The sequence below is a fragment of the Chloroflexus sp. MS-CIW-1 genome, assembly GCF_030444705.1.
GTDB lineage: Bacteria > Chloroflexota > Chloroflexia > Chloroflexales > Chloroflexaceae > Chloroflexus.
This window is the reverse complement of the sequence record NZ_JAUBWR010000001.1, coordinates 2,700,772-2,718,872: the sequence shown is the minus strand read 5'-3', so window position 1 is coordinate 2,718,872 and position 18,101 is coordinate 2,700,772. Positions and strand designations below refer to the sequence as shown.

Annotated in this window: 14 protein-coding genes; 10 read left to right on the top strand and 4 right to left on the bottom strand. The window is 55.2% G+C overall.

The genetic code is table 11. The features are described from left to right. The first annotated feature begins 446 nt into the window (after positions 1-446). Positions 447-1,043, top strand: coding sequence for an acyltransferase (locus tag QTO31_RS10865; RefSeq protein ID WP_301429092.1), 597 nt, complete (start codon positions 447-449; stop codon positions 1,041-1,043). Here the strand turns inward: QTO31_RS10865 and QTO31_RS10860 are convergent. Then, positions 1,033-2,328, bottom strand: a complete 1,296-nt coding sequence (locus QTO31_RS10860; RefSeq protein WP_301429091.1) for a M14 family metallopeptidase — start codon at positions 2,326-2,328, stop codon at positions 1,033-1,035. The genes QTO31_RS10865 and QTO31_RS10860 overlap by 11 nt on opposite strands. A 5-nt stretch (positions 2,329-2,333) precedes the next feature. Next, complete coding sequence (locus QTO31_RS10855) at positions 2,334-3,683, bottom strand: DUF58 domain-containing protein (protein ID WP_236631113.1); 1,350 nt, start codon at positions 3,681-3,683, stop codon at positions 2,334-2,336. A gap of 348 nt (positions 3,684-4,031) precedes the next feature. Between QTO31_RS10855 and murJ the strand changes: the two genes are divergently transcribed. Beyond that, a complete protein-coding gene (murJ, locus tag QTO31_RS10850) occupies positions 4,032-5,423 on the top strand; it encodes a murein biosynthesis integral membrane protein MurJ (RefSeq protein WP_031458294.1) in 1,392 nt (463 codons plus the stop codon). A 70-nt stretch (positions 5,424-5,493) separates the two neighbouring features. Here the strand turns inward: murJ and QTO31_RS10845 are convergent, their stop codons facing one another. After that, positions 5,494-8,259, bottom strand: a complete 2,766-nt coding sequence (locus QTO31_RS10845; RefSeq protein WP_301429090.1) for a valine--tRNA ligase — start codon at positions 8,257-8,259, stop codon at positions 5,494-5,496. A 262-nt stretch (positions 8,260-8,521) separates the two neighbouring features. Here QTO31_RS10845 and QTO31_RS10840 point away from each other — a divergent pair, with 262 nt between their 5' ends. The 5 genes from QTO31_RS10840 (at position 8,522) to QTO31_RS10820 (ending at position 14,494) form a co-directional block, all read left to right on the top strand. Continuing rightward, positions 8,522-9,223 (top strand): ABC transporter ATP-binding protein, encoded by a 702-nt coding sequence (locus QTO31_RS10840; RefSeq protein WP_301429089.1) that lies wholly within the window; start codon positions 8,522-8,524, stop codon positions 9,221-9,223. A gap of 1,179 nt (positions 9,224-10,402) precedes the next feature. Further along, positions 10,403-10,708: a hypothetical protein gene (locus QTO31_RS10835; RefSeq protein ID WP_031460511.1), complete on the top strand. Its 306-nt coding sequence runs from the start codon at positions 10,403-10,405 to the stop codon at positions 10,706-10,708. A gap of 105 nt (positions 10,709-10,813) precedes the next feature. Further along, on the top strand, positions 10,814-12,880 hold the full coding sequence (locus tag QTO31_RS10830) for an alpha-amylase family glycosyl hydrolase (protein ID WP_031460510.1): 2,067 nt from the start codon (positions 10,814-10,816) through the stop codon (positions 12,878-12,880). 805 nt (positions 12,881-13,685) lie between these two features. Continuing rightward, entirely contained in the window at positions 13,686-13,835 is a 150-nt protein-coding gene (locus tag QTO31_RS10825; protein WP_198018725.1) for a hypothetical protein, read from the top strand. Next, positions 13,823-14,494 (top strand): hypothetical protein, encoded by a 672-nt coding sequence (locus QTO31_RS10820; protein WP_301429088.1) that lies wholly within the window; start codon positions 13,823-13,825, stop codon positions 14,492-14,494. Before QTO31_RS10825 ends, QTO31_RS10820 begins: the two co-directional genes overlap by 13 nt. Positions 14,495-14,586: 92 nt before the next feature. Here QTO31_RS10820 and QTO31_RS10815 read toward each other — a convergent pair whose 3' ends face one another. Then, a complete protein-coding gene (locus QTO31_RS10815) occupies positions 14,587-14,859 on the bottom strand; it encodes a hypothetical protein (RefSeq protein ID WP_301429087.1) in 273 nt (90 codons plus the stop codon). Between the two features lie 154 nt (positions 14,860-15,013). Between QTO31_RS10815 and QTO31_RS10810 the strand changes: the two genes are divergently transcribed. Genes QTO31_RS10810 through groL form a run of 3 tightly spaced genes read left to right on the top strand, consistent with a single transcriptional unit; the run spans position 15,014 to position 17,547 of the window. After that, complete coding sequence (locus tag QTO31_RS10810) at positions 15,014-15,547, top strand: DoxX family protein (protein ID WP_301429086.1); 534 nt, start codon at positions 15,014-15,016, stop codon at positions 15,545-15,547. 60 nt (positions 15,548-15,607) lie between these two features. Then, positions 15,608-15,904: a co-chaperone GroES gene (locus QTO31_RS10805; protein ID WP_028460165.1), complete on the top strand. Its 297-nt coding sequence runs from the start codon at positions 15,608-15,610 to the stop codon at positions 15,902-15,904. Positions 15,905-15,909: 5 nt separating this feature from the next. Beyond that, positions 15,910-17,547 (top strand): chaperonin GroEL, encoded by a 1,638-nt coding sequence (gene groL / locus QTO31_RS10800; RefSeq protein WP_301429085.1) that lies wholly within the window; start codon positions 15,910-15,912, stop codon positions 17,545-17,547. The last annotated feature ends 554 nt before the right edge of the window (positions 17,548-18,101 follow it).

Below are 18,101 nucleotides of genomic sequence, written 5' to 3'. Positions count from 1 at the left end.
TTGTGCCCTGCCGCTCCTCTACGGGGAGATGGGAGCTCCTCACCTTCGCCCTCGCCCCCTGCCGCTCCGCCACGGGGAGATGGGAGCTCCTCACCTTCGCCCTCGCCCCCTGCCGCTCCTCTACGGGGAGATGGGAGCCACTCACTTTCGCCCTCGTCCCCTGCCGTCAGCGGTAAGGGGAAGGTGGGGGCTGGCGAAGCTGGCGAAAAAGAATGATGGCAACCTCCTCACGCCATGGTTGCATGGGCACGGTGTGTTCCCGATGAGAAATCCGGGTTTTTGATCAGGCTCCGAAAGGTTGACTGTGGTAATTCGATGAAACCTTACTCCAATAGGGTTGGGCAACCACTCCTATCATTTCATTCTGTTCAGGATCGGTGCCATTGTGATAAAGTAAGATTAACAGTTTTTTGTCCTAATATCGCGTTTGTCGAGGAGAAAGCACAATGAGTCCGGCTATTATTCATCCGACCGCAACCGTCGATCCGAAGGCCTCTATTGGTAATAATACTCGTGTCTGGCACTGGACTCAGATCCGCGAAGATGTCGTGATTGGGAGTGAATCCATTATTGGTAAAGGCTGTTATTTCGATGCCGGTGTAAAAGTCGGTAGTCGGGTTAAGATTCAGAGTAATGTTTCCGTCTTTCGTGGGGTAACGATTGAAGATGGGGTGTTTGTAGGCCCGCACGCCTGTTTTACCAACGATAAGACACCGCGTGCGATTAATCCCGATGGCACACTCAAGGGGTTAGAGGATTGGACGGTGACGCCGACTCTGGTGCGGTATGGAGCGAGTATTGGTGCTAATGCAACAATTGTGTGTGGTATTACGATTGGACGTTTTGCCATGGTCGCAGCTGGTTCGGTAGTGACGCGCAGTGTTCCCGATTATGGGTTAGTAATGGGGAACCCAGCCCGGTTGGTTGGCTATGTGTGTCCATGTGGAGGACGGTTGCCCAGTGGACCAGCGCAGCAGCCTGAAGCGCGGACTTGTCCGGTGTGTGGACGGGTAACGGTTGTTGGTGAAACGGTCAACGAATAGTGTGTTGAACTACTGGTGCCGTTAGTTGGGTACGAGCAGCATCCCACAAGCCGAGTGGAGCAAGCTCGATTTGACCACTAGACGGCTCAAGGAAGAAAACCACACGGGTAAAATATTGCGCTATACGACTACTCCCATCGGGGAGGAGGCTTGCAAAGGGTAGGCTGATCGGATCACCGAATACAAATTGGCCGCCACCACGTTGCCAGAACTCTGCGAAGGGTCCTGACGGCCAGTCGCTGAACGGCGTTATAGTATCGGCGCCACCGTAGGCCAGCGCGATCATTGCCTCCTTACCCACTGCGGCCAGACGAACGTAGGTTATCGTGTCGCGTTGGGTTTCATCAACTTCGATGACTACTCGTGTGAAGCGTTGACGCATACCAGTGGTTGTTTCCGTCGCCGGAGCCAACGGTACCCCAAAACGGTCTTCACCACCCATTGCTCGCCAGAAACGGTAGATGACAGGCGGTACCGGTATTTCGTTAATCATTCCCGCTTCAGGCAAAGGTAATACTTCAGCGGAATGCCTCAGCACGGCGCGCAAACCGGCCAGATTCTCGGTGAACTCGATTTGGTCGCCGGTCAGCAGTTCAGGAGTAATCGCTGCAATTCCCAAACCGGCAGCCCAATCGTGCATTCCACCGGTGATCGTGTACCGATCCCAGAAACGGGTGTATTGATAACCGGCTGCCGCGGCATAAATTTGTGCCATCGCAATCGAAGGTGAGTGCTCACAACTGGCCGGAAAGACCAGCCCGGCGTTAGAGTGGAGAAAGATGGCTCCTGCCGCATCGAGGAGAAAGGCCCGGATAATACGACTTTCAATCTGCGAGTCGGGGTAGGGGCCACCGGTATCCGAAACAATACCGCGTGCACCCTGCACCCGAGGTCGCCAGTCATTCTCTGGGCAGGTATCGTGAGAGGTGTCCATGTTCCGGTTCAAATCCACTCCAGCCGCGTCGAAACGCCATCCACGGGCCAGCCCATCAGGATTAAGCACCGGAATGATCGCTAACCGTACGTCTGGCGGTATTTCAGTGGGATGAGCGCGAAAGTGCTCGATCAGGGCCAGTGCTAAGCGATAGGTATTGGCTTCAGGAGCGCCATGAGTGGCGCCGACGACCACCAGTTTACGGGAACCATCACCAAACACTACCGCCTCGATTGGGCGTCCTTCAGCGGAATGACCAATCTCGATGGTTCGTACCGGTGGCGCCTGCACAGGCACCACACGGTACAGATGACTGAATACAAGCAGCAACATCAGAACAACATGAATCATATTCCTTACAACCGTGCCTCTTCTTTCAGACGCAGATAGGTATTGACGACCGAAACGGTCAACTCAGTCGCCGGTATATCAAGAGTGAGCGCGCCACTGCGCTGAATCTGCTCGAGAAGGGTGCGGCGCTCATCGGCCAACTGCTCAGCGACCAAACGGCGGAACAGACCCTGACTATCACGTACCGGACGTCCGGCTACACCGGTTATGTTGGGATCGCTGATCGTAACCAGAAGCGGTAAATGACGACGCGCCAGGCGGCGAATTTGCGTGATCAGTGGTTGGACGACCGATGGATTCGTCACATCGGTAAAAATGACAATCAATGCTCGCCGTGGTTGGTGCTGTTCGATGTAATGTAAGGCAGCGCTCAGGTTAGCTTCAACCGGCTGTGATTGCACATTGTAGAGCGCTTCGAGCAGGCGTTGAAATTGTACTTTGCCTTTACGTGGGGCAATGAAATGCTCAACCTTACCGGCAAAGGTCAGCATCCCGGCCTGATCACCCTTCCTGAGAACCACAAAGCTGAGCATCAGGGCTGTGTTGACCACGTAATCGAGGCGGGTTAAACCGGGATCGGCTGGATTTAACGGATCGGCAACCGGAGTAGTCATTAATCGACCGGCATCGATCACCGAGATGATATGTTGACTGCGTTCGGCTTCAATCTCGGCCACAATCGGCTTGCCCCGACGAGCGGTTGCCTTCCAGTTAATTCGACGATACTCATCATCAGTTGTGTAGTCACGTAAGTGCTCGAACTCACCCCCCTGACCTAACTGTCGGATCGAACGCAAGCCTATGGTCTGCAATTGACCACGTCGCACCAATAGATCGTACTTGCGCGCTTCAAGCAGATTCGGATACACCTGCACCGGTCGGGAGGCCGGAAAGCGTACCTGGCGTTGGTGACAGCCGAGTATGCCTTCGTAGCGCATGACAATGTCGCCAAATTGATAATCACCGCGCCGTTGTGGACGCACGTGATAGCGTAATTCGCACAGACCAAAGGGTTCGGCAACACCCGACAACAGATCACGATCAACCGGCAGCTCAACTGGGTATTCATCACGCAATGTAAACCGTAGTGGCTGAGCACTGGTGTTGGTTACCAGTATGGTGATAAGATTGTCGGCTCCCAGTGAAAAGCGAGTGTCGTGCAATCGCTCAGCTTCAATCTGATCGGGTTGTGGCGATAACAGAACATCGCTGACCAGAATACCGCCGACCACTAGCAAATAGAGTACTGCTATCCAATTGAGAAAAGAGACAAATGCTGCACCGGCAATCAGTGGGGTCGCTAGTAAGACAAGAAACAAGAGTCGGGGGGTTGGCAGGATAGAACCCATGTGCATGATGCCCTTTGCTGCTCACCGATGCGATGGCAGATCATAGCAGTCTTGAAAGAATTGTGTTCGTCGCACTGATACTCTGACAGATACGGTCAGGTATGATTTGGTTCTATTATAATCGACACGGATCAAATATCTGCTATGATGACAACCAGCACGCATATTGGTAGGGGGAAATTGTACGCATCTAGAGTCAATGGCACTTTCGTGAGCGGTTGTACTGCCCGTTCAGAAAGAGACGCTTACCCGAACCTTACGATAGAGAGCGGTTCAGACTATCGCTCATTCTCGGCAACAAAAGCCGTCATTGCCAGGAAAAGCCATTGTGTTACATCAGGACTGCATTCATTTATGATCTGGCAACGTCTCAGAACAACGCCGTGGTACGCCTGGCCAACGCTTAGCCTTTCAACGGCAGAAGGCTCGCTTATCTTCATGGCAGCCTTTCTCATTTCAGCAGCGCTAGGCGTAGTCCGGCAAATCCTCTTTAATGCTCATTTCGGAGTAGGTGAAGAAGCAGCAGCGCTCTACGCGGCGTTTCGACTTTCGGAAACGGTTAGCACATTGATTGCCGGTGGTGCCTTAACCAATGCCCTTGTTCCCCACCTTCTGATCGCAGCGCGCAAGAATGGACGTGCCATCTCGTTGTTGGTCAGCCGGATGTTAACCCTGATGCTGGTGGTCGCCATACCGGTTACTTTTACCCTCTGGCTCAGTGCACCGTCACTCCTGCGCTGGATTGTTGCGCCGGGTCTTGATCCGCAAACACAAGCACTCGCGACGTTACTGACGCGCATCCTGATTGCCGAAATCGTGCTCCTCACTGCTGAAGGTGTTCTCAGTGCGGTATTGATTGCTCGTGGTCAGTTCTTTTTACCAGCAGCAGGAATTGCTTTACGTAACACGATGATTATTCTGACTCTGCTTATGCCAGAACCGACCATCGTGACGGCGGCTATTGGTTCGCTGGGAGATTCGGTGATCCAACTGGTAATCTTGATCCCCGGCCTCTGGCATCATCGGCTCAAGCTGCGACCGGCATGGCATCTGCGCGATCCACTGGTACGAGGGACTCTCCACCTGGCGATACCTGGTGCGATTTCAGGGACGATCAACTATGGAAACGCTATCGTAGATACTGCGATTGCCAGTTTAGGCGGCCAGGCAACTGGATTGGGCGCAATGCACAACGCCCTCTTGCTCGGTAACTTACCGCAACGGCTGTGTGGCATGGCAATTGGTCAGGCTGCGTTTCCCTATCTGGCTGCGGCTGCGGTAAACCGTCATCGTGCCCTGTTTCGACAGCGCTGGCTTACTGCTGTTGGGATCGCCGTCATACTCGCCACCTTCAGTGCGCTGGCCTTAATCGGTGGCGGTCGCTGGTTGATCCGACTGATCTTCGAGCGTGGAGCCTTTGATAGTGCGGCTGGCGATCTGACCTTTGCTATTCTCCAGGTATTTACCCTTGGCCTACCGATTTACGTCATTGTTGAGATCAGCGGACGGGCGATGGTTGCGCTTGGTGATGCCCGCACACCACTGATGGCCAATGCTGCCCAATTGCTCAGTCGGCTGGGGGTAGCGATGGCGTTGTGGCCAACAGTCGGTGTTCTGGCCGTTCCCATTGCCACAGTTGCCAGTGGGGTCGTTGAAGTCACAATCCTGTGCGGTATGCTGTTCTACCGGCTTCATACGCCGGCAGAATGGCACATTACAGCCGATACTATCGTTGAAGGATCGTAGGGACGATGTACCGCATCGCCCCTACAAATGCAACTGGGAGAGCAGAAAGCTACCGGAGGAATCTCACCTTTCAGGAAAGTTCGGCAAGACGCTCACGGAGGCGGGCCAGAGCGGCTTGCGCTGCTTCCAGTCCTTCACGTTCACGTTGAATAACGTGTACGGGGGCTTTACTGGTAAAGCTCTCGTTATTCAGGCGTGCAGTGCGACGAGCCACATCAGCCTCAGCCTGAGCAAGTTCTTTTTGCAGCCGTGCCCGTTCGGCAGCCAGATCGATCATACCGGCCAGGGGGAGGAAACATTCGACCGCCCCGATCACGATTGATGCTGCCTGCGCAGGACGCTCGTTGAGTTCAGGAACAATCACCAGATCATTGATAGCTATGCGAGCCAACCGACTGATCAGTGGTGCCTGTGACTGTAAGAGGTCAGTACGTTCACCGGCTACGATAGTCGCTGCCACCCATTTTGCCGGTTCGACCTTGTACTCACTGCGCACGTTACGAATGGCAACAATGAGTTCCTGCACCAGCTTCCAATCGGCTTCAACCGCCTCTTCCTGAAAACCTACCATCGGTGTCGGATACGATGCGTAGCTTAAGGTACGTAGACCAAGTTCATTGAACGGCATCGTTGGTTCTGGATCAGAGCGTTGGTAGGCCTCGGTCAAATACCGCCAAACCTCTTCGGTGACGAAGGGCATAAAGGGATGTAGCAAACGTAAGCTTCCGTCGAGAACGGTATAGAGAACCTTGCGGGTCAACAAGGTACGCTGCTCATCACCTTCGAGCTGAACTTTAGCAATCTCGACGTACCAATCGGCAAACTCACCCCAGAGAAAATCGTGAATTTGTCGCCCAGCTTCACCGAAATTGTACCCTTCCAGCAAGCGATCCACTTCGGCCACCAGGCGGGCGTAGCGTGAGAGAATCCAACGGTCGGCGAGGGTATAGGGTTCCGTCTGCAACGACTCGAGACTAACCTTGCTCGATTCGTCACGCGGCAGACCATCCAGTTTACCGATCACAAAGCGAGTGATATTCCAGATTTTGTTAGCAAAATTACGAGCCGACTCGATCCGTTGCGGGTTGAGATTGACATCCTGGCCAGGTGTACCACTGGTGACCAAGGTATAACGCAGCGCATCAGCACCGTACTGCTCGATGATGTCGAGAGGATTGATCACATTGCCAAACGTCTTCGACATCTTACGGCCATGCTCGTCGCGCACCAGGCCATGGAGATAAACCGTGTGGAAGGGTGGTTGACCGGTCAAATAGCACCCCATCATCATCATCCGGGCTACCCAGAAGAAGAGAATGTCGTACCCGGTTTCCATCACGCTGGTGGGATAGAAACGACGGTAATCTTCAGTATCATCGGGCCAGCCAAGCGTGCTGAAGGGCCAAAGGCCAGAGCTGAACCAAGTATCGAGGACGTCGGGGTCTTGCACACCTTCAGGTGGTGGCGGCTCATCGGGGTCGGGGACGACGATCGAGCCATCAGGCATATACCAGACCGGGATGCGATGCCCCCACCAGAGCTGACGCGAGATACACCAGTCTTCAATGTTTTCAAGCCAGTGAAAGTAGACCTTCTCAAATCGTTCAGGTACGATCCGCACCCGCCCATCGCGCACAGCGGCAATTGCCAGATCGGCTAGCGGACGGGTACGCACAAACCACTGTTCAGAAAGGAGTGGTTCGATCACTTCGCCACCGCGTTGACTGATGCCAACATTCATCTTATGCGGTTCGGTCTTAACCAAGAGACCCTCACGTTCGAGATCGGCCAGGATGGCCTTGCGACACTCGAAGCGATCTAGGCCCACGTAAGGTCCACCCGCTTCATTGATCGTGGCATCAGGATTGAAAATATTAATCATCGGTAAGTGGTGGCGCTTACCGACTTCATAGTCATTCTTATCGTGGGCTGGCGTAATCTTGACCGCCCCAGAACCGAATTCGGGATCGACGTACTCATCGGCAATAATCGGTATAGGACGGCCTAACGCCGGCAGAATAGCTTCCTTGCCAACCAAGTGAGCATACCGTGCATCACCGGGTGAAACGGCTACCGCTGTATCACCCAGAATCGTTTCAGGGCGTGTCGTCGCCACGGTGATAAACTCGGTTGCACCGGCTGCCCATTGTCCCGATCCCCAGGGTACTGTTGGGCCAGACCAATCCGCAGTACGAATTGGATAGCGCACGTACCAGATCGAGACTTGACGTTCTTCGTATTCGACCTCAAGGTCGCTAACTGCGGTCTGTAATTTCGGTGACCAGTTGACTAGATAGGTACCGCGGTAAATCAGACCATCATCGTAGAGCCGCTTAAATGCGGTGTGTACTGCCCGCGAAAGACCGGGATCGAGAGTAAACCGCTCACGCGACCAGTCGCACGAGGCACCGAGTCTGCGCAACTGACGAGTAATCTCACCGCCGTACTTTTCCTTCCATTCCCAGGTACGGCGCAGAAACTCTTCACGTCCAACTGCCTGGCGCGAGGTACCTTCACGTTCGAGCAACTTCTCAACCTGAGTTTGGGTAGCAATACCGGCGTGATCGGTACCAGGTACCCAGAGCGTCTGGTAGCCTTGCATACGGCGCCAGCGGATCAGCAGGTCTTCAATCGCCACAAACATCGCGTGACCGAGGTGCAACTCACCGGTAACGTTCGGTGGAGGAATGGAAATAACAAACGGTGGCCGCGGCGCATCGTCACGCGGTGCAAAAAGACCACTCCGTTCCCACCATGCGTAGAGTCGCTGCTCGACGAGACGATGTTCGTAGGCTTTATCCATCTCTAAAGGACGGGCAGCAGTCGAATCGGTCATAAATACCTCAACAAAAAGCAATTGTATCACGTCATATTATTGACATTATTATACCAGTCTTTGCGACAAATCGGTGTCAGACAGTTGTTGGCCGTACTATTGAAGGAACCTGTCTCACCTGTCATTACACGGTGTGGTAACGGTGGCTGAGACCGGATCGGGAACTGGCAGTTATCATCTCTGGCAGGCTGACACCGGATGTTTTCAGGTACAATGTGATCAGACAATGTTGCAAGACGCCTTGAGAGCATTTTGAGGAACAATGAACCCACTTATCCAACTACACAACATCACAAAAGTGTACATTATGGGCGAGACCGAAGTTCACGCGCTGCGGGGTATTTCGCTCAGTATTCAACAGGGTGAGATGGTCGCAATTATGGGACCGTCGGGCAGTGGAAAGAGCACACTGATGAATATTATCGGTTGTCTTGACCGACCAACGTCAGGCGAGTATTTGCTGGAAGGGGTCAATGTTGGCGAACTGAGTGACGATGAACTGGCAATCATTCGTAACGAGAAGATTGGCTTTGTGTTCCAGCAATATATGTTGCTCCAACGCACAACGGCGTTGCGGAATGTTGAATTACCGATGCTCTATGGCAGAGGGCGTCCTGATCGCCGGGAACGAGCACAGCGCGCTTTGGAAGCAGTAGGTATGGGAGACCGTCTGCATCACCGTCCGAACGAGTTGTCGGGTGGGCAACAGCAGCGAGTTGCGATTGCGCGGGCATTGGTGAATGAGCCACGCATCATTATGGCTGATGAGCCAACGGGCGCCCTCGATACCCGCACCGGTACCGAGATTATGGGTATTTTTCAGCGACTTAATGCCGAACAGGGCATTACTATCATCCTGGTTACCCACGAGCACGATGTTGCGCAGTATGCCGAGCGAATTATCAGCATGCGTGACGGGCTGATTGCTGACGATCAAGTGGTAAAGGGGCGGCGGATGGTTTGAGAGAGTTTCTGGAAATACCGCTCTATACCCTGTAGCGCGGGCCTGTAGCCCGCGTCTTGACATCCGCCGCGGACCTGGGTAGCGCGGGCCTTGTAGCGCGGGCTTTAGCCCGCGTCTTGACATCCGCCGGAGCCTGGGTAGCGCGGGCTAAAGCCCGCGACCTGACATCCGCCGCGGACCTGAGTAGCGCGGGCTTTAGCCCGCGACCTGACATCCGCCGGAGCCTGGGTAGCGCGGGCCTTGTAGCGCGGGCTTTGTAGCGCGGGCTTTAGCCCGCGACCTGACATCCACCGCGGACCTGGGTAGCGCGGGCTTTAGCCCGCGACCTGACATCCACCGCGAGCCTGGGTAGCGCGGGCTTTAGCCCGCGACCTGACATCCGCCGCGGACCTGAGTAGCGCGGGCCTTGTAGCGCGGGCTTTAGCCCGCGTCTTGACATCCGCCGCGAGCCTGGGTAGCGCGGGCCTTGTAGCGCGGGCTTTAGCCCGCGACCTGACATCAGTCGCGGACCTGAGTAGCGCGGGCTAAAGCCCGCGACCTGACATCAGTCGCGGACCTGAGTAGCGCGGGCTAAAGCCCGCGACCTGACATCAGTCGCGGACCTGAGTAGCGCGGGCTTTAGCCCGCGACCTGACATCCGCCGCGAGCTTGGGAAGCACGGGCCTTGTAGCGCGGGCTTTAGCCCGCGACCTGACATCCGCCGCGGACCTGAGTAGCGCGGGCCTTGTAGCGCGGGCTTTAGCCCGCGTCTTGACATCCGCCGGAGCCTGAGTAGCGCGGGCTTTAGCCCGCGACCTGACATCCGCCGCGAGCTTGGGAAGCACGGGCCTTGTAGCGCGGGCTTTAGCCCGCGACCTGACATCAGTCGCGGACCTGAGTAGCGCGGGCCTTGTAGCGCGGGCTTTAGCCCGCGACCTGACATCAGTCGCGGACCTGGGAAGCGCGGGCCTGTAGCCCGCGACCTGACATCAGTCGCGGACCTGGGAAGCGCGGGCCTGTAGCCCGCGACCTGACATCAGCCGGTGAAATTCTGTTACGCTGTTGTCCAACGAGGGGCGCAGCGCCGCCTTGCTCCTCCTGATGGCCCCCAACAGATGGTTTTGAAGAAATAGACAATGATGTCTATTGACAGAATCGCGTTATGATAGAGCCGTTGTCATTATCGGTAGGGAGACAAGTATGAAGTGGCATCGGTTTGTGATCTTTCTGATTGCGTGGATCGTTAATCTCACGCTCCTGACACCAACAATCCTCTACGCTGCCGACCAAACTCCAGCTCCGCTGTTGAGAAAAGGTCTCAGTATTACTGGTTCATTCCTTTCTCAAGCAGCTCAGGAACCAGACGACTCACCGTTTAGAGCGGTCTTTAGCCGTTATGCGACCTGGTTGGCACTGGTGGCTTGCAGCTCAACGCTGGCTTTGCTGGGAGCAGTAGCCATCGCTGCCCGGATACGGCGTATTCCCGGCGGTGATGACGAGCGGTAGTGCCCATGTTTCGCGCATGTCTGAACGTCAGTGCTTCGCGCTGGCCGTGTTATAATCTCTCAGCAAACATCTGTTCCCTCTATTACAGACCATACCGGTCGATGAATGAGCTACGAACTCTACGAACAGACCGACCAGATAATGCTACGCACCGCTCGTTATGAACTGGGCTGGTCAACCGATAGTGGTGCACTGCATACGCTCCGTCTTCATAATAGCCTGAACGTTCTCGGCTATGGCTTACCGAGTGCTGGGATTGACGTGGCTCTGGGTTCTCCAAATAACTGGATTACTGCCCAGACCTTTGCCCGCTATATCTGGTATCGGTTGGCGGTTAAGGCAGATGATCGGTTGCAGATGACGATCATTGTCGGATTGGGGCCACTAAAAATCTTTGACCATTATCTGCTCGAGGGTGAGGTTATCGAGCGGTGGGTCGAGATAGAAAATGTCAGTGGTGACGATTTGCGCATCTACGGCGTGCGTCTGCTTATTCCCCACCTGCGGATTGGCACACCGGCTCATTGTACCTTTGAAGCGCCCGGTAACAGTGTGCGCCCACGTGCACCGTTCGATATTGCAGTTACTCAGGATCGTCATGTTTTGCCGCGCCGCTTCTTTGCGCCTGGTGTGCGGGGAGGAAGTGCTTTTGAACCGGCACCTACGCAAGGAAGTGGGGTCATGGCACTGACGAATTCTCATTTGCCGTTGACTTTTCTGTGCTGGTACGCCAGCGATGAGGAGGCTGCTCTCCCTTACATTCAGGGTGGTGATCAAGCAGTATCACTGGCATATGAAATTGCTGTCGCTTGCTGGCTTCGTTCAGATGAACGTCTTACCGTGGGGAGACAGGTGTTCGCCCTTACGGAGCAGACATGGCCCGCAGCACTTACGATCTATCGATCCATGAACCCACTGCCGCAACCACCGGCAGGCTGGCTTCGTGATGCGATCATCTATGTTGCTGATCTCCGGCAACATGGTGGAGCCGATGGATTACGTTTACGTCTACCAGAATTGAAGGTGCTTGGCGTTGATACGCTATGTCTGTTACCGTGGCACACCGTCGGTGATCGTCCGCACTTAATAGGTGATCTCGAACGAATTGACCCGGATTGTGGCGATGAAGCGGCGTTGCAGCAGCTCATTACTGCCGCCCATCAGTATGAGATGCGAGTCTTGCTCGACATTGCAATGCAGGGTTGTGCACCCGATTCACGCTATCTCAATGAACATCCAGAATGGTTTATTCGCGATGAAGCTGGAGCATTCGCCATTGGCGTAGCGACCGACGCGCTGGCGGTAGGGCGGCATCCGGGGGTAGCATTGCCAGCAGGGGGCTACCACCTTGATTGGATGCGTAACGACTGGCGGCTATACTGGCAACAGTGGGTGCTCAGACAGGTCGATCATTTTGTCCTTGATGGTATTCGCGCCGTAGCCCCGTACAGTGCTGCCCTGGCCTGGATTCGTCGTCCGCCGTTGCGGGCCAGTGCTGGCTCTGAACTGATGGTGCAGGCACTACGCGAGCTAGTTGCAGTCCGGCCATCGCTGACGGTACTCTGCACCCTTTCGGGTCCACGCTCAGCTCAGTTTGCCGGTGGCTGGTTTGATTACCCCAGCCATCACATGCTGGTGCACCTTGCGATGCGGCGGATTACGCCAGCAGAATGGTGTGCCTATCAAGCCGATTACGCCGAACTGTACGCCAGCGCCTATCGCATCGGCTTCCTTGAAGCACACGATACGGCAGATTGCAACCCACTTGCTGATGGCTTGCGTGGTTCACGGCTTAGTCAGGTATTGTGGGCGGTAATGCTGTTTAGTGGCCTGACACCAGCTCTCTGGAACGGGCAAGAGCTGGCAGATCGCGAAGTACTACCACGATTGTTAACACTCTGGCGTCGCGAGTCAGCTCTACGTTATGGAACGGTATCCTGTCAGTCGGTTACGACTAGTGCTGGTGATGTGTTAATCATTTGTCGAGAGTTTCATCAGCGTCGACTGATCGGTATCGTTAATCTCGCTGCGCTGCCTTGTCGATTCATAGCACCCCAACCGGTTGGCGCCGAGCTGTTGCAGGTTGCACCGCATAGTCTTGAGCGTCGTGGTATCGGTGAGGAGTTACGCTTAGCGCCGTTTGGCGTCTATTGTTTTGAAGGGGTATCTTGATGCCCTCGGTACAGGATTGCCCTGCCCAATAGTGGTTATGTCTCAGAGCATGATCGAAAACCTAGGCTGTTGATCAGGCTCGCTAATGATACGAATATAGTTGTCGGTGCTGCCGAGTACGCTTGGCGGCCCTCACCTTCCCCCCCAGCCCCCCTTCCTCTCCCGCAGCGCGGGAGAGGAAGGGGGAGGGTGGGGCGGGAGCGAAAGGACGTTGGCACCTCCTCCCGTCATAGTCGCACGGGCACGGTACGTGCCCGATGAAACGTTTTTGATCAGGCTCACAGGAGAAAAGCAGGAACGGCGTCCCAGACCGTCCGCAGTTTATGCGGAGATATGCAGCATGTCGTTCCGATAGTAATCTGCGACCAACCCGCTGTATACCACCGATTATGGGTGTCACTGCATCGGTATGGGGACCCCTTCCTTCCTCGATCGAGTATCCCAGGTGATGATGGTTTCTAGTCGTATACTGAAGAACGCGGGCCGCAGGCCCGCGCATCCAGCAGACCGTATTGGTTGGGGGTGTTTTGAGTGTATGGAGCGTTCATCGCTTGTGTATCGTCGTTCGTTGGGAAGGAGCATTTATCATACCAACGATGAGTGCACTGAAAAAACTCACCACGGAGCACACAGCGTACACAGAGCGTGTAAGGTTGATGAATAAAAGGATCATTTTTGGCCATTGGGCGCATGGAAGAAAAATGTTCACAACCCTATGTTCAATGAACGATAAAATTATCTTTAGTCTCTGCGATCTCCGTGGTCTCTGTGGTGGAAAGATCACCTTTTTGCAGTGGAGTCAACGATGAAAACACTGAAAACCCCTCCTCTCTTTTACGCCAATCCATCCTTCCTGTACAAAGGGCCATGGTGTGGAACCAATCGCGATAGTCATACGTTATACCAGCAAGACATTCATTTGCTACCGGTATGGGAAAGCCTATGCGTAGATTGATTGTGATCTTGATAAGCGGCGTGTTCCTTCTTTCGGGTTGTGGTACGTCGAGCACTGCTCTCTCTGGTCAACCCTCGCCATTACCCGAACAATCGCTGCCAACGCAACCGCCAGCGGCAACTCGTGAGATGACGATGCCTGAACCAACCGCCACCATGTTCCCGACGATGTCTACGCAACCGACGGTATCAACAGCACCGTCCGTTGTACCGACTGTTGTATTGCCACCAACTGCGGCACCGATTGCAACACCAATACCCGCTGTACCACCGGTCAAGGAGACACCTATGCCACCTGCTGATCAGGGCGGAGTTCCCGCGTTACCGCCAAATGCTCAGCCATTAAGTCCGCCGTTCGATGGGGCGTTGAAGAAACAAATCGAACAGGCGAAGCAAGACCTGGCCCAGCGTCTGGGAATTGACGTGTCAACCATTGAGGTCGTGCAGGTTGCAGCAGTCACCTGGCCCGACGGTGCTCTTGGTTGTCCACGACCGGGTATGGTCTATATCCAGGTCTTGATCGACGGTCTCTTTGTGCAATTGCGCGTCGGCGATCAGCTATACAACTACCACGGCGACGGCCAAAACCCGCTCTTCTTGTGTGATGCGCAGTTCGGGCCACAAGTTCGCATACCATTGCCACCACGTACAGCACCGTAGGTTCGTGAGTCGTCAATAAACGTCTCCCCTCTCGTAGGCTGGCTGCGAGAGGGGAGACCATCAATGAACACTATTCTTTCTATTGATGAACGTTACGGACGGACTACTTCACCACTAAAGGGATCAATGTACGTGCCAAAGAATGCCGGGCTGGTCAGTTCCGCGTAGTTCGTCCAGCGCCCGATGCGCACACCCTGGGACCGGAAACCGATGGTAACGGTCTGACCCGGCGCACCTGGGGTTGTTGCAATGTACACATCGTTCGAGTTCGCTGTAGGGATGGCATGGTTAAACTTTTCAGGAGAGATTTCTAGTGGCTGCTCAGTGTTCACTCGCTCTGAGCGATACCTCGTGGTGCTTGCCATCTGACTTCTAACACATTGCTAACACTGCGCTGATAGCGATCTAACATCGATTTTTTATCTACAAAGGCGTAAACTCTTTGCATCATCACCGTGTCGTCGGTCTGACAGGTTTGTCAGTGCTGATGCTCGTTGACGATCAAGGAGGTGACGCACAATGACGATGGATGTGGGTCTGCTCATCCTGCAAGTAGTCATCGGGCTGCTCATGATGGGGCATGGTGCGCAAAAGCTGTTTGGCTGGTTTGGTGGTCAAGGCTTGCGAGCAACGACTGACTGGCTAGCCGGAATGGGTTTGCGCGCACCGCGCTTCTGGGCACTGATGGCCGGTCTTGCCGAGTTTGGTGGTGGCTTGCTTTTTGCACTCGGATTGTTCCACCCGCTTGGCCCACTGGCAATCATTGCGGTGATGATCGCAGCGATTGCGCTCGTGCACTGGTCGCACGGTCTGTGGATCAGCAACGGTGGTAGCGAGTACAGCCTTGTCTTGCTGGTATTGGCCGCAGTGATGGGCTTGTGGGAACCAGGTGCGTACACGCTTGACCGGTTCTTCGGAATTGCTCTTCCGCAGCCGCAGACATTCTGGATTGGCCTGATCTTCATCTTGGTCGCTGTAGCCTTCGCCCTGCTGACTCGCCAGCATCGCTTACTAACGGCTTCAACAGGTAGTGCGGGTCAAGTTGCCAGTTGATAAGGCGAAAGGGGTAGCGATGATTGCTACCCCCTAACCTGAACGAAGAGGAGGTAGCCTGTGCATGTTCGACCGTTGAATGATCGTGTAGTGGTGAAACCAAAGCCACGTGAAGAGAAGACGAAAGGTGGCATCTTCTTGCCCGATACCGCGAGCAAAGAGCGCCCAATGGAGGGTGAAGTTATTGCGGTCGGGCCAGGTCGGCGAACTGATGATGGGAAACTGATCCCGATGAGTGTCGAGGTCGGTCAGCACGTGTTGTACGCCAAATACGCCGGTACTGAATTCAAGATTGACGATGAGGAATATCTAATCTTGCAGGAGAAAGATATTCTAGGAATCATCGTGGAGGAGTAAGCAGTATGGCGAAACAACTGCTCTTCGATCAGCAAGCTCGTACAGCACTGAAGCAAGGCATTGATACGCTGGCTCTGGCAGTAAAGACGACACTTGGCCCACGTGGTCGAAATGTCGCTCTTGATAAAAAGTGGGGAGCACCAACCGTTACCCACGACGGTGTAAGTGTTGCGAAGGAGATTGAGCTAAAGGATCCCTTCGCAAACCTGGGTGTACAATTGCTTAAGCAGGCTGCGGTCAAGACGAATGATGTAGCGGGTGACGGTACGACCACAGCGACCGTTCTTGCCCAGGCTATTATCAACGAGGGTTTGAAGCTGGTCGCCGCCGGTGCTAACCCGATGCTGCTCAAGCGCGGCCTTGACAAAGGTGGTCAGGCACTGGTTGCTCGGATCAAAGAGCAGGCTATTACCCTCAAGACGCGCGATGAAATTCGCAATGTCGCGACCATCTCGGCCCAAGATGCCGAAGTTGGTGAACTCCTAGCAACGGTCATGGACAAGATCGGTCGTGATGGTGTCGTGACAGTTGAAGAGGGTAAGAGTACCCACCTCGAGCACGAGCTGGTCGAGGGTATGCAATTCGACCGCGGCTATATCTCGCCTTACTTCATCACCGACTCGGCCCGCATGGAAGCGGTGCTCGATGAGCCATATATTCTGATTACCGACAAGAAGATTAGCTCGGTCAAGGATCTGCTCCCGATCCTCGAAGCAGTTCTGAGCAGTGGCAAGAAAGATCTGCTGGTTATCGCCGAGGATGTAGACGGTGAAGCACTTGCTACCTTGGTCGTCAATAAGCTGCGCGGCACGCTCAATGCGCTGGCGGTGAAGGCGCCTGGTTTCGGTGATCGCCGCAAAGCGATGCTCCAGGATATCGCTATCTTGACCGGTGGAACCGTCATCTCGGAGGAGATCGGTCGCAAGCTCGAAAGTGCCACACTGCAAGACCTTGGCCGTGCTCGCCGCGTGAAAGCCGATAAAGACAATACCGTTATTGTTGAGGGGTATGGCGATAGGCAGGCCATTCAGGCCCGGATCGCTCAGCTCAAGCAGCAAATCGAGACCACGACCTCTGACTATGATCGCGAGAAGCTGCAAGAGCGAGTCGCGAAGCTGTCAGGTGGTGTGGCGGTTATCAAGGTTGGCGCGCCGACCGAGCCGGCAATGAAAGAGCGCAAAGCGCGGGTTGAAGATGCGCTCAACGCGACACGTGCCGCTGTCGAAGAGGGTATCGTTCCCGGTGGCGGTGTAGCGCTGCTCAACGCAATCCCGGCACTTGATAATGTAACGACGCAGTTTGAAGAGGAGCGGATGGCGCTCAACGTGTTGCGTCGCGCTCTCGAAGAGCCGCTGCGCCAGCTCGCAACCAACGCCGGTGAAGATGGATCGGTGGTGGTTGAGAATGTGCGCAATGAGCAGCGGAAGCATAATAACAACCACTACGGCTACGATGTCATGACCGGTACCTATGTTGATTTGATGGAAGCCGGTATCATCGACCCGGCCAAGGTGGTACGCTCCGCGCTCGAAAATGCGATTAGCGTTGCCGGTATGGTGCTGACTACCGAAGCCCTGATTGTCGATGCCCCTGAACCGAAGAAGAAGAATGGTACGCCACCGATGCCGGACGATGACTTCTAATCCGGCCAGGTAGACCATAGTGACGAGGTGCATAATGGGGTTTCCCGTTATGCACCTCTTTTTAGCTTAGAGCACGGTCAAGAACCTGGGTATGGCATCGCCAGAATTGTTTGAGGAACGGTGGCCCCTCACCTTCCCCCCAACCCCCTTCCGCTCCCACACGGGGAGAGGCAGGGGGGGAGATGAGCAGAGCAGCAGCAATCCTGCGCCTGCGTCACACCAGATCACCCCTCTCCCGCAGCGCGGGAGAGGGGCCGGGGGTGAGGGCAGCCCTCACCTTCCCCCCCAGCCCCTGCCGCTCCTCCACGGGGAGAGGCAGGGGGATGAGCAGAGCAGCAGCGATCCTGCGCCTGCGTCACACCAGATCACCCCTCTCCCGCAGCGCGGGAGAGGGGCCGGGGGTGAGGGCAGCCCTCACCTTCCCCCCCAACCCCCTTCCGCTCCTCCACGGGGAGAGGCAGGGGGAGATGAGCAGAGTAGCAGCGATCCTGCGCCTGCGTCACACCAGATCACCCCTCTCCCGCAGCGCGGGAGAGGGGCCGGGGGTGAGGGCA